The sequence below is a fragment of the Halomonas sp. 11-S5 genome, from assembly GCF_029889825.1.
Taxonomy (GTDB): domain Bacteria; phylum Pseudomonadota; class Gammaproteobacteria; order Pseudomonadales; family Halomonadaceae; genus Halomonas.
In genome coordinates this window covers 64,801-76,110 of record NZ_JARANW010000001.1, presented here as the reverse complement: position 1 = coordinate 76,110, position 11,310 = coordinate 64,801, and the positions used below count along the sequence as shown (strand labels likewise).

Annotated in this window: 10 protein-coding genes; 2 read left to right on the top strand and 8 right to left on the bottom strand. The window is 65.4% G+C overall.

Annotated features, from left to right (window positions below; genetic code table 11):
• Positions 1 to 16: 16 nt before the first annotated feature.
• From OP497_RS00350 to OP497_RS00330, 5 genes are all read right to left on the bottom strand, one after another.
• Entirely contained in the window at positions 17 to 808 is a 792-nt protein-coding gene (locus tag OP497_RS00350) for a HipA domain-containing protein (protein WP_280545745.1), read from the bottom strand.
• Positions 802 to 1,053, bottom strand: a complete 252-nt coding sequence (locus tag OP497_RS00345; RefSeq protein ID WP_280545744.1) for a HipA N-terminal domain-containing protein — start codon at positions 1,051 to 1,053, stop codon at positions 802 to 804. Before OP497_RS00345 ends, OP497_RS00350 begins: the two co-directional genes overlap by 7 nt.
• Entirely contained in the window at positions 1,050 to 1,313 is a 264-nt protein-coding gene (locus OP497_RS00340; RefSeq protein WP_280545743.1) for a helix-turn-helix domain-containing protein, read from the bottom strand. Before OP497_RS00340 ends, OP497_RS00345 begins: the two co-directional genes overlap by 4 nt.
• Before the next feature lie 188 nt (positions 1,314 to 1,501).
• A complete protein-coding gene (cysS, locus tag OP497_RS00335) occupies positions 1,502 to 2,917 on the bottom strand; it encodes a cysteine--tRNA ligase (protein ID WP_280546022.1) in 1,416 nt (471 codons plus the stop codon).
• 14 nt (positions 2,918 to 2,931) lie between these two features.
• Positions 2,932 to 4,644, bottom strand: a complete 1,713-nt coding sequence (locus OP497_RS00330; protein WP_280545742.1) for a glutamine--tRNA ligase/YqeY domain fusion protein — start codon at positions 4,642 to 4,644, stop codon at positions 2,932 to 2,934.
• Between the two features lie 323 nt (positions 4,645 to 4,967).
• Here OP497_RS00330 and OP497_RS00325 point away from each other — a divergent pair, with 323 nt between their 5' ends.
• The gene (locus OP497_RS00325; RefSeq protein ID WP_280545741.1) at positions 4,968 to 5,465 is read left to right on the top strand and encodes a peptidylprolyl isomerase; all 498 of its coding nucleotides are present in this window, start codon (positions 4,968 to 4,970) and stop codon (positions 5,463 to 5,465) included.
• Positions 5,465 to 6,226 (top strand): UDP-2,3-diacylglucosamine diphosphatase, encoded by a 762-nt coding sequence (locus OP497_RS00320; RefSeq protein ID WP_280545740.1) that lies wholly within the window; start codon positions 5,465 to 5,467, stop codon positions 6,224 to 6,226. Before OP497_RS00325 ends, OP497_RS00320 begins: the two co-directional genes overlap by 1 nt.
• A gap of 201 nt (positions 6,227 to 6,427) precedes the next feature.
• Here OP497_RS00320 and OP497_RS00315 read toward each other — a convergent pair whose 3' ends face one another.
• The 3 genes from OP497_RS00315 to lon all read right to left on the bottom strand — a co-directional run bounded on the left by OP497_RS00315 (position 6,428) and on the right by lon (position 11,305).
• On the bottom strand, positions 6,428 to 8,263 hold the full coding sequence (locus tag OP497_RS00315) for a SurA N-terminal domain-containing protein (RefSeq protein ID WP_280545738.1): 1,836 nt from the start codon (positions 8,261 to 8,263) through the stop codon (positions 6,428 to 6,430).
• A gap of 183 nt (positions 8,264 to 8,446) precedes the next feature.
• Positions 8,447 to 8,719 (bottom strand): HU family DNA-binding protein, encoded by a 273-nt coding sequence (locus OP497_RS00310; protein WP_106231210.1) that lies wholly within the window; start codon positions 8,717 to 8,719, stop codon positions 8,447 to 8,449.
• A 177-nt stretch (positions 8,720 to 8,896) separates the two neighbouring features.
• A complete protein-coding gene (lon, locus tag OP497_RS00305; protein WP_280545737.1) occupies positions 8,897 to 11,305 on the bottom strand; it encodes an endopeptidase La in 2,409 nt (802 codons plus the stop codon).
• Between the last annotated feature and the right edge of the window lie 5 nt (positions 11,306 to 11,310).

Genomic DNA, 11,310 nt, shown 5'->3' with positions numbered 1-11,310 from the left:
CGGGGCATATCGATACCTACCACGTTTCGGATCGGCGGCACTGCTTGACGATATGGTGACGCTGCTGCTGAAGCCTGCGCCAGCCACGCTCGTTCATGCCGGCCTCCATCAGGGTACGCGGCAGGTCATCTGACGCCAGAAGCGCTTCCACCCGTTGCGCGAGTGCCCTTATCTCACGCCTTACGAGCGCATAACTGAATCGGCACTCCCTGGCAAAAGCCTGCCAGTCTCGCGGCAGGAGCTGCTGCGAGTTGGCTTGCTCACCGACGGTGAAAGCCAGTTCCGGATGATAGCCCAGTACCAGGGTGCCCACGAGATCATAGGCCGGAGCTACCCGCCAGCGACCTCGATCATCCTGTAGGAGAGAGAGATTCTTGGCATGCCCATCGGTGTTTCCCACCAGAACGTTGAAGGCCTGCCAGCGTATCAGATGCAGTATCGAGGCGGCACTCGGCCGGCAGGCGTGTCGAGCCGTTGCGATGCAATGCGCGAAGCGCGGCCCGCTGGGCACCTGATACTTGTCGATGCGCGAGTAGCCCATGGCCTGGCAGAAGTCCTCCTGGTGGATTCGGCGCAGCCCGGGGGTACCGATACCTTCCCGGTCGTAGCGCTCCACGAGGAGATACCAGTGTCCTTCTATCTCGCCCGCCGTGGTGACAGGACACTCCAAGCCGGCAAGCCGTGCCAGGGTGTTCAGAAAAAGTTCGTTAAGGATGACCAGGTCTCGGCCATCGACGGCGAACTTCAGGATATGGGACGAGGGCGTGCTCCCGACGGGCAGCTTGATCTCGCCCTCCTCGATCAGCACCGGAATCTTGTCCTGGGCGCCCGCGCCTGCTCCTCCGGCAGCAGGTTGCCGAACCAGCGGTGAGCGGTTTGGTCTTCAGGCAACCATGTCTGCTGTTCCAGCGGCAAGCTGAAGGAGATGGCATGCTCGCTATCACGCCAGACCTGGTCGTACTCGAAACCGATCAGGCGCTCACCTTGGCCCCGCCACAAGGTGCCGACCAGGCGCTCCTCTCGCCAGACGTGTAACACATCCTGGCGCTTCAAGGCTCCAACCCCTCGGGCGGCCGAGCCGCCAGCTCGATACCCAAGGCGTCCAGCACCCAGAGCACGCGCACAAGGCTGCAGGTTTCACGCCCGTTCTCGAGCTCGCTGAGGAAGCGAATGCTCAGTCCGCATAGGCCGGCCAGGGTCTCCAGCGTCAGTCCCTGCTGCTTTCGCACCCGGCGAATGAGCCGTCCCAAAACGGCTGAATCGCGAATTGGAATGGTTGGCTCTTTGGCGGCGCAAGTATCCATGGTGGGCATCCCGAATTTTCCCTGACGGGAAAGATAGCCGACCCATTGCCAGTCATGCCAGTCTTTTATCCCGATAGGGATAATTTTTGACCCAGCATGGGCTCAGCCCGGGAACTTTCCCTATCGGGAAAATCAAAAAAAGCACCTGGCTCACCTTGCGGCGGGCCGAGCGTGTGGGAGGTATTGGGCAGGCAGCCTCAGGCTTCCGGCGTCTCGAACACCCAGCTCGTACCCTCGCGAGCATCCTTGAGCATGATGCCCAGCGCCGCCAGCTCGTCGCGAATGGCGTCGGCGGTAGCGAAGTCCCGGGCCTTCTTGGCGGCAGCGCGCTCACTGATCTTGGCCTCTATGTCTTCCTCGGAAAGGGGCAGCGCAGCGCCCCCGCCCTTGAGGAAGGCGGCCGGGTCCTGCTGCAGCAGTCCCAGGGTGCCGCCCAGGCGCTTGAGTTCGGCGGCCAGCGCCGGCGCCTGCTCGGGCGCCTCCTTCCGGGCGCGGTTCAGCTCGCGCGCCAGATCGAAGAGCACCGAGAGCGCTTCGGGGGTATTGAAGTCATCGTCCATGGCAGCCGTGAAGCGCGCCTCAAAATGCGAGTCGCCCCCGGTGATGGACGCCTCGGCCTCGATCGTCTCGTTGAGCATCAGGCCTTCCAGTGCCGTGTAGAAGCGTTCCAGCGACTTGCGCGCCTCGGCCAGCGAATCCGGCGCGTAATTGATCGGGCTGCGGTAGTGGCTGGCCACCAGCAGGTAGCGCACCACCTCGGGGTCGTGATGCTCGAGCACCTCGCGGATGGTGAAGAAGTTGCCCAGCGACTTGGACATCTTCTCGTGGTTCACGCGCACCGCCCCGGCGTGCATCCAGGTATTCACGTAGGCATGGCCGGTGGCCGCCTCGCTCTGGGCGATCTCGTTCTCATGGTGAGGGAACATCAGGTCCGGCCCGCCCCCGTGGATGTCGAAGGTCTCGCCCAGGCAGCAGGTCGACATGGCGGAACATTCGATGTGCCAGCCGGGCCGCCCCTCGCCCCAGGGCGAGGGCCAGCTGGCCTCGCCGGGCTTGGCCGCCTTCCACAGCACGAAGTCCAGCGGGTCTTCCTTGTGCTCATCCACCTCGATGCGCGCCCCGGCACGCATCTCGTCGGGGTCGCGGTTGCTCAGCCGGCCATAGCGTTCGAAGCGACGCACCCGATAGTAGACGTCGCCGTTGTCGGCAGCGTAGGCGAAGCCCTTGTCGATCAGCGTCTCGATCATGGCGACGATCTCGTCGATATGCCGAGTCGCGCGGGGCTCACGATCCGGGGGCAAGACGCCGAGGCGCGCCTCGTCCTCGTGCATGGCCTCGATCATGCGTTCGGTGAGCGAGGCGATCGACTCGCCGTTCTCCTCGGCGCGCTTGAGGATCTTGTCGTCGATGTCGGTGACGTTGCGCACGTAGGTGACGTCATAGCCCCGGGCCCGCAGGTAGCGGGTGATGACGTCGAAGGCCACCATCACCCGGGCGTGGCCCAGGTGGCAGTAGTCGTAGACGGTCATGCCGCAGACATACATGCGCACCTTGCCCGGCTCGATGGGCGTGAAGGGCTCCTTGCGACGGGTCAGGGTGTTGTAGATCTGCATGTCGGTGCTCACCTTCACCCCTTCTTCCTGTCTTGTTCTTTCTTCTGGGCTTCTTGCTTCTGAACCTTGGCCCAGCTGTCCTTGAGCCCCACGGTGCGGTTGAACACCAGCCGGCCATCACGGCTGGCATGGCGGTCGGCGCAGAAGTAGCCCACCCGCTCGAACTGGAAGCGGCTCTCCGACTCGGCCTCCGCCAGGCTCGGCTCGCCGATGGCCTGCACGGTGACCAGCGACTCGGGATTGAGGTGCTCGAAGAAGTCGGCATCCTTGCCCTTGTCGGGCTGCTCCTCGAGGAAGAGGTTGTCGTAGAGGCGCACCTCCATGGGCACGCCATGCTCCGCGCTGACCCAGTGGATCACGCCCTTCACCTTGCGGCCCTCGGGGTTCTTGCCCAGGGTGTCGAAGTCCACGGAGCAGCGCAGCTCGCTGATCTCGCCGGCGGCGTCCTTGATCACCTCGTCACAGCGGATCACGTAGCTATTGCGCAGGCGCACCTCCTTGCCCGGCGCCAGGCGGAAGAACTTCTTGGGCGGCTCCTCCATGAAGTCATCGTGATCAATGTAAATTTCACGAGTAAACGGCACCTTGCGCACCGTCATGTCCTCGCGGGCCGGATGGCCGGGCACATCAAAGACCTCCTCGTGACCCTCGGCCACGTTGGTCAGCACGACCTTCAGCGGCTTGAGCACGGCCATCGCGCGAGGGGCGTTGTCCTCGAGATCCGAGCGGATGGCGTGGTAGAGCATGGCGATATCCACCAGGCCGCCGTCGGCGCGGGTGACGCCGATCATCTCGCAGAACTTGCGGATCGAGGCCGGCGTGTAGCCACGGCGCCGCATGCCGGAGATGGTCGGCAGGCGCGGATCGTCCCAGCCGTCGACGATGCCCTCGTCCACCAGCAACTTGAGCTTGCGCTTGGACGTCAGGGTGTAATTGACATTGAGCCGCGCGAACTCGATCTGGCGCGGCGTCGCCGGCACCGGCAGGTTGTCCAGGAACCACTCGTAGAGCGGACGATGATCCTCGAACTCCAGGGTGCAGATCGAGTGGGTGACCCCCTCCAGGGCGTCCGACTGGCCATGGGTGAAGTCGTAGGAGGGGTAGATCTTCCACGCGTCGCCGGTCTGGTGGTGGCTGGCGTGGCGGATGCGGTAGAGGATCGGGTCACGCAGGTTGATGTTCGACGCGGCCATGTCGATCTTCGCCCGCAGCACCTTCTCGCCCTCGGCGAACTCGCCGGTGCGCATGCGCTCGAGCAGGTCGAGGTTCTCGGCCGCGCTGCGTTCACGATAGGGGCTCGGCGTGCCCGCTTCGGTCAGAGTGCCCCGATACTCGCGGATCTCGTCCGGCGAGAGGTCGTCGACATAGGCCTTGCCCTCGCGCACCAGGTGCTGCGCCCAGGCATAGAGCTGGTCGAAGTAGTCCGAAGCGAAGCGCACCGGCCCCGCCCACTCGAAGCCCAGCCAGTGAACGTCCGCCTTGATGGCGTCGATGTAGGCCTGCTCTTCCTTGGCCGGGTTGGTGTCGTCGAAGCGCAGATGACAGTCGCCACCAAAGTGCTCGGCGAGCCCGAAGTTCAGGCAGATCGACTTGGCGTGGCCGATATGCAGAAAGCCGTTGGGCTCCGGCGGGAAGCGGGTGACGATCTTCCCGCTATGGCCGGCCTCGATCTCCTCGCGGATCTGGTTGCGGATGAAATTCGGCGCGCTGGTGGTATCGGTGGACATGTCGAAAAAAACGACCTCTGGTTTGGGAGGGGCGGATCGGTGCTGCAAGAAAAGCCTGCACCGCTCGGGGCTGATCCGGCGACAAGCCCCGGGGTGCCGGACCATCGAGGAGGCGCTGTGAACCCATCCCTGGGCGCTACCGACGCCATCCCTGGCGTAGGACCTCCTCTTCGGCTTATCCCCGGCGCCCCTCGCCGCAGGCCTCCAGGAACACTTCCGGTTCGAGTGGCCTCGCTTCGCGCATCGAAGCAAAACCGGTATTATAGCGCCACAGCCATGGGCAACGCCAAGGCAACTCCCCTTTACCGTACAGGAACTTATCGATGATCGTTCTGCAGACCAATTTCGGTGACATCACCGTCGAGCTCAAACACGAGAAGGCGCCCAAGACCACCGCCAACTTCGAGCAGTACGTCCGCGAAGGCTTCTATGACGGCACCCTCTTCCACCGCGTGATCCCGGGCTTCATGGTCCAGGGCGGCGGCTTCGACACCGACTTCAACCAGAAGCCGACCCGTGACCCGGTCGAGAACGAGGCCGACAACGGCCTGAAGAACACCACCGGCACCCTGGCCATGGCCCGCACCCAGGACCCGCACTCCGCCACCGCGCAGTTCTTCATCAACATCGCCGACAACGACTTCCTCAACCACAGCGGCAAGAATGTCCAGGGCTGGGGCTATTGCGTGTTCGGCGAGGTGGTCGAGGGCATGGACGTGGTCGAGAAGATCAAGGCGGTGCCCACCACCCGTCGCGGCATGCACGCCGACGTACCCGCCGAGGACGTGGTCATCCAGAAGGCCTACGTGAAGGGAGAGTGATGAGCACCCTGCTGATTTCCGACCTGCACCTGCACCCCGGCGCCCCCCATATCACCGAGGGCTTCCTGCACTGGCTGGACGAGCGTGCCCGGGGCTGTGATGCCCTCTATATCCTCGGCGATTTCTTCGAGGCGTGGATCGGCGACGACCTGCTCGACCTGGGCGAGCAGGACCCCACCGGCAACGCCACCCTGGCGGCGCGCATCGCTGATGCCCTCAAGCGCCTGGCCGATGGCGGCACGGCCATCTACCTGATGCACGGCAACCGCGACTTCCTGCTGGGTGAGCGTTTCGCCAACGAGGCCGGGGCTTCGCTACTGCCCGACCCGAGCGTGGTCCAACTCGGTGGCAAGCGGGTCCTGCTGATGCACGGCGACAGCCTCTGCACCCGCGACGAGGCCTACCAGGCCTTTCGCGCCCAGGCACGCCACCCGCTCTGGCAGCAGCAGGTGCTGTCGATGCCGATCCAGGAGCGCATCGCCCTGGCCAGGCAGTTGCGCGAGCAGTCCTTTGATTCCAACTCCAACAAGGCCGAGGACATCATGGACGTGACCCCGGCCGAGGTGGTGAAGGTGATGGCCGAGCACGACGTCACGACCTTGATCCACGGCCACACCCACCGCCCCGCGGTGCATGACCTCGAGGTCGATGGCCGGCCGGCAAGGCGCTATGTGCTGGGCGACTGGCAGCCCGAGAAGGGCTGGGAGATCGACGTCGGGGATAGCAGTGAGCCGCGGCTGCAGGCCTTCCCGCTCTCCTGAATCGCGCGGCAAGTCGAGACGTCGAACCGAGCGCTCCCACAAAGCTTTCATCACCGACTGTCCGTGCAGTCGGCGGTGAAGTGTGTGTTGCTCCCTTGCAAAAGCAAACCCCGAGGTCTTGGCCTCGGGGTTTGCTTGTAGCTCGGCGCTTGTAGCTCGGCGCTTGTAGCTCGGCGCTTGCAGCTCGGCGCTCGGCGGCTCCTACAGCCGCTTGATCTCCGCCTCCTCGCGCAGGTCGTCGAGCAGCCCCTGGATGGCAGCCTGGGCACGAAGCCGTTCCGCCATGCGGGCCACGAAGGACTCGATCTGCTGGTTGGGCTCGCCGGGCTGCACCTCGTCCAGGGTGATCAGTACCACGCGCTGGCCGTCCACGACATGGCCATAGACCGGCGAGTCACCCTCGGGATGCGGCAGGCGGAAGGCGGCCTCGATCAGCGCATCGGAGAGGTCGCTCCCGCCCTGGCGGCTGACGGCCTCGGCCTGCTGCCACGCGATCTCCAGGGAGCCGCCGGCGCGCAGTCGCTCGACGCGTTCCGCGGCCAGCTCGAGCAGCGCCTCGCGGGTCTTCTCGCGGCGCACCGCCGCCTCGAGCTCGTCACGCACCTCCTCCAGGGGCAGGGTGGTCGCCTCGCGATGCTCGGCCACCCGCAGCACCAGGCGACGGTCCTCGTCGAGCTCGATCACCTCGCTGTTGTAGCCCTCCTCCAGCACATCGTCGCTGAAGGCCTGCTCCATCACGCCCGGCTCGGAGAGCACGCCGTCGGCGCTGTCGCGACCGACCCAGTCGCCCTGCTGCAGCTCCAGCCCCAGGTCCTCGGCCACGCTGGCCAGGTCCTCGGCGGCGAAGCTGTCATCGATCAGGCGCTGGGCCTTCTCGTTGAAGGCATCGGTCACCTGCTCGCGGGCCAGCTGCCGACGCAGCGGGTCGCGGCTCTCCTCGAAGGCGGGACGGTCCAGCTCGGTGACCTTGACCAGGTGCAGGCCGTTGTCGGTCTCGACGATCTCGGACACCTCGCCCTCGCCCAGGGAGAAGGCCGCCTCTTCGAACGCCTCGCCGAAGAAGCCGCGGGAGATGACGCCCAGATCGCCGCCGTCGTCGCTGGTGGAGCTGTCCTCGGAGACCTCGGTGGCCAGCTCGGCGAAGGCCTCGCCCTCGGCGAGGCGCTGCTGCACCTGCTCGAGAAGGGCCTCGGCCTCCTCGCGGCTACGCGCGTCACCCCCGTCACTATCGCCATAGGTCACCATGATGTGCGACACCCGGCGATCGGCCTCGGCGGTGCCGTCCTGCCAGGCCGCGCGAAGTGCCTCTTCGCTGACCTCGGCGTCCTCGGCCATCTGCTGGCGGTCGAGGACCACATAGTTCAGCCGGACCTGCTCGGGGCGCCGGTAATCCGCCTGGTGGGCGTCGTAGTACGCTTGCAGCGCCTGCTCGTCGACCTCGGGCGGTGTCTCCAGGTCCGCCGGCACCAAGGCATGGTGGCGGAAACTGCGGGTCTGGCGCTGCAGGGTGGCGAGGCGCTCGCGCTCCTCCTCCAGGGTGAAGTCACTCACCGCCAGGCCCTGCTGGAGCTGCTGGCGTTTCACGTCGACGCTGAGCTGCCGGCGAAACGACAGCGGCGTGAAGCCGGCGCTGGCGAGACGGTTGCGGAACAGCTCACGGTCGAAGCGACCGTTGGCATCCTGGAACTCCGGCAGGTTGACGATCAGCTGATCCAGCTGTTCCTCGGAGACATGCAGGCCACCCTCCTCGGCATACTGGGTCAGCAGGCGGTCGGTGATCAGCATGTCGAGCATCTCGGCCCGCAGGGCGCGCTCCTGATCGGGCGGCACCTGCCCGCTGCGGATCGCGCGCTGAACTTCCATTTCCAGCTGCTGGCGGGTGATCGCCTCGCCGTTGACCTCGGCGACCTCGTCGCCACTGTTGCCCAGCAGCCCGACCAGCGATTCCACGCCGAAGAGTGCCAGGGTCACGACCACGGCACCGATGATGATCTTCGCGCCCCAGCTCCTGGAGCGGTCACGAATACTTTGCAGCATGCAGGCCTCTGCGGATCAAGTGAGTCGGGTCGCGCCACATTATACGCATCACCGGGCATTACGCGACGCCGGCGGCGATGCGGGTGGCCGAAAAAGGGATAACCGACAAAAGAACAGGCGCACCGCCGGGGCGATGCGCCTGATATGGAACCAACCGTCAGTGGTGCGGCAGGCGCCGTCGACTCAGTTGACGGAGTCCTTGAGCGCCTTGCCGGCCTTGAAGCTGGGGACCTTGGCAGCGCTGATCTCGATCGGCTGACCGGTCTGCGGGTTACGGCCGGTGCGGGCAGCGCGCTCCTTCACCTGGAAGGTACCGAAGCCCACCAGGGAAACGCTGTCACCCTTCTTGAGGCTGTCGGTCACGGTCTCGACCATGGCATCCAGTGCACGAGAAGCCGCTGCCTTGGGAATGTCGGCAGACGCGGCAATGGCTTCGATCAGCTCGGATTTGTTCACACTTCACCCCTTGACGTTTTCGTAAATTGGCTCTAATCGGCAAGACTTTCGGCTGACTGACGCGATCACAGCATGGCGGTAGTTTATAGCAATGCGGTGAAAGACCTGTCAAGCAACCTTCCTTGCCAAACCCCGCCATACCGGGATTCTGGCACCGGTATGGCGAGGAAATTATCGTTAGTGCGTACTGACCATCGACGCCGAGGAGGTGGAATCTTCCGCTCGCGGTTCCTCCTTTTTCGGCGCCGGTTTGTCGGCCAGGGCCACCTCAAGAACATCATCGATCCAGCGAACCGGCCGAATATCGAGGGCCTCCTTGATATTGTCCGGAACCTCCTTGAGGTCGCGGCGGTTCTCCTCGGGTATTAGCACCGTCTTTATACCACCGCGCCTGGCAGCCAGCAATTTCTCCTTCAGCCCGCCGATCGGCAGCACCTCCCCGCGCAGGTTGACCTCGCCGGTCATGGCCACGTCGCAGCGTACCGGACGCCCCGTGTAGGCCGAGACCATGGCCGTGACCATGGCGATGCCCGCGCTGGGACCGTCCTTGGGCGTGGCGCCCTCGGGCACGTGGATGTGCAGGTCCTCCTTCTCGAAGCGCTCCGGGTCGATGCCCAGCGCCAGGGCCCGCGCGCGCACCACCGTCTGGGCCGCGCTCACCGACTCCTTCATCACGTCGCCGAGCGAGCCGGTCTTGTCCAGACGCCCCTTGCCGGGCGTGATCACCGACTCGATGTTGAGCAGCTCGCCGCCCACCGAGGTCCAGGCCAGGCCGGTCACCCGGCCGACCTGGTCCTCCTGGTCGGCCAGGCCGTAGCTGTAGCGGCGCACCCCGGCATAGGGCTCGATGTCGGCCGCCGAGAGCAGCACCGGCGCCTGGGCGCCCTCCTGGCGCTCCTTCTCGAGGCGCTCGCGGAGCACCTTGCGGCACACCTTGGCGATCTGGCGCTCCAGTTCGCGCACCCCGGCCTCGCGGCTGTAGTAGCGGATCAGCTCGAGCAGCGCGTCGTCGGAGAACGAGAGCTCGTCGTCCTTGAAGCCGTTGGCCTTGAGCTGCTTGGGCACCAGGTAGCGGCGGGCGATGGCGAGCTTCTCGTCCTCGGTGTAGCCCGGCAGGCGGATCACCTCCATGCGGTCGAGCAGCGGGCCGGGGATGTTCATCGAGTTGGCGGTGCAGATGAACAGCGTCTCGGAGAGATCGTAGTCCAGCTCCAGGTAGTGGTCGCTGAAGGTGTCGTTCTGCTCCGGATCCAGCACCTCGAGCAGCGCCGAGGAGGGATCGCCGCGGTGGTCCATGCCGATCTTGTCGACCTCGTCGAGCAGGAACAGCGGGTTCTTGGCCCCGGCCTTGGCCATGCGCTGGATCAGCTTGCCCGGCAGCGAGCCGATGTAGGTGCGGCGATGGCCCCGGATCTCGGACTCGTCGCGCACCCCGCCGAGCGCCAGGCGCACGTACTTGCGGTTGGTGGCCCGAGCGATCGACTGCCCCAGCGAGGTCTTGCCCACCCCGGGCGGGCCCACCAGGCAGAGCACCGGGCCCTTGAGCTTCTTGACCCGCTTGTGCACCGCCAGGTACTCGAGGATGCGCGCCTTGACCTCCTCGAGGCCGTAGTGATCCTCGTCGAGCACCTTCTGGGCGTGCACCAGGTCATGCTTGATGCGGGTGCGCTTCTTCCACGGCACCGCCACCAGCCAGTCCAGGTAGGAGCGCACCACCGTGGCCTCGGCGGAGTTCGGCGACATCATCTTCAGCTTGCCCAGCTCCTGGAGCGCCTTGTCGCGCGCCTCCTTGGGCATGCCGGATCCCTCGATGGCCCGCTCGTACTTCTCGGCCTCGTTGGGCACGTTCTCGAGCTCGCCCATCTCCTTCTGGATGGCCTTCATCTGCTCGTTGAGATAGTACTCGCGCTGGGACTTCTCCATCTGGTCCTTGACCCGCGAGCGGATGCGCTTCTCCACCTGCAGCAGGTCGATCTCGGACTCGATCAGCGCCATCAGGTGCTCGATGCGATCGCGCACCCGGTCCATCTCCAGCAGCTGCTGCTTGTCGTCGATCTTCAGCGACAGGTGGGCACAGATGGTATCCACCAGGCGGCTGGGGTCCTCGATGCCGGAGAGCGAGTTGAGCACCTCGTTGGGCACCTTCTTCGACATCTTCACGTACTGCTCGAACTGGGTGAGCAGCACGCGCACCAGCGCCTCCTGCTCGCGCTCGCTGAGCGGTTCGCTCTCGCGCAGGCTCACCTCGGCACGGCTGTAGCCGCCATCGACGGCGATGATCTCGCGGATATCGGCCCGGGACTCGCCCTCGATCAGTACCTTCACGGTGCCGTCGGGCAGCTTGAGCAGCTGCATGATCTCGGCCACGGTGCCGATGGCGAACATGTCCTCGTTATCGGGATCGTCCTTGCTGGCCTCGCGCTGGGCCACCAGCAGGACGCGCTTGTCGGCCGCCATGGCGGCCTCGAGCGCCTGGATCGACTTCTCGCGGCCGACGAACAGCGGGATGACCATCTGCGGATAGACGACCACGTCCCGCAGTGGCAAAAGGGGCAGACTCAGGGTCTGTTCGGCGTTCTGCTGCATCGCAG

What these genes read in the sequence shown, in the direction of transcription:
- OP497_RS00340 (WP_280545743.1), bottom strand. Translation starts at nt 1,313, where the DNA reads ATGCCCACCATGGATACTTGCGCCGCCAAAGAGCCAACCATTCCAATT.
- OP497_RS00320 (WP_280545740.1), top strand. Translation starts at nt 5,465, where the DNA reads ATGAGCACCCTGCTGATTTCCGACCTGCACCTGCACCCCGGCGCCCCC.
- OP497_RS00325 (WP_280545741.1), top strand. Translation starts at nt 4,968, where the DNA reads ATGATCGTTCTGCAGACCAATTTCGGTGACATCACCGTCGAGCTCAAA.
- OP497_RS00315 (WP_280545738.1), bottom strand. Translation starts at nt 8,263, where the DNA reads ATGCTGCAAAGTATTCGTGACCGCTCCAGGAGCTGGGGCGCGAAGATC.
- cysS (WP_280546022.1), bottom strand. Translation starts at nt 2,917, where the DNA reads ATGCAGATCTACAACACCCTGACCCGTCGCAAGGAGCCCTTCACGCCC.
- lon (WP_280545737.1), bottom strand. Translation starts at nt 11,305, where the DNA reads ATGCAGCAGAACGCCGAACAGACCCTGAGTCTGCCCCTTTTGCCACTG.
- OP497_RS00330 (WP_280545742.1), bottom strand. Translation starts at nt 4,644, where the DNA reads ATGTCCACCGATACCACCAGCGCGCCGAATTTCATCCGCAACCAGATC.